This is a genomic window from Pedococcus sp. P1_H8 (assembly GCF_056405175.1).
Window position 1 is genome coordinate 1 of the sequence record NZ_JBFUCP010000189.1, and the last position, 477, is coordinate 477.

The 477-nt window shown below is 73.0% G+C and carries 1 protein-coding gene; it reads right to left on the reverse strand.

The window, feature by feature from the left end:
- A partial coding sequence (locus tag AC1DYG_RS19525) for an ABC transporter transmembrane domain-containing protein (RefSeq protein WP_477641510.1) occupies nucleotides 1–477 on the reverse strand: 477 nt, incomplete at both ends.

The following is a 477-nucleotide window of genomic DNA, read 5'->3' on the forward strand; positions in this document are numbered from 1 at the left end:
GCAGGTACCAGTGCAGCCCGAGCGCGTACATCGGCAGTGCCACCGCGCCCGCCAGTCCGAGCCGCCAGTCGATGCCGAGCATCGTGCCCAGGCTCAGCCCGACCAGCAGCACGGCGGCGACCAGTCCGGGCACCACGTCCGCCACCGCCTTGCCGATCACCGAGACGTCGTCGCCGACGCGGGAGAGCAGGTCTCCCTTCCCCACCCGCTCCACGGTCGACAGCGGCAGAGTGAGCGCGCGGCCGACCGTCCGCTCCCGCAGCCGCGCCAGCATGGTCTCGCCGAGCCGGCTGATCAGTACCGAGGCCCACCCGGCGAACACCCCGCCGACGATCGCGGCGACGGTGATCACCGCGACCACCCCGATGATGATCTCGGTCGGCGCCTGCTCGCGCACCCGGTCGACCAGGACGCCGAAGACGTAGATCGGCACGAGCGAGACCGCCGAGCCGACGAGCGCGACGCCCAGCGCCAGCG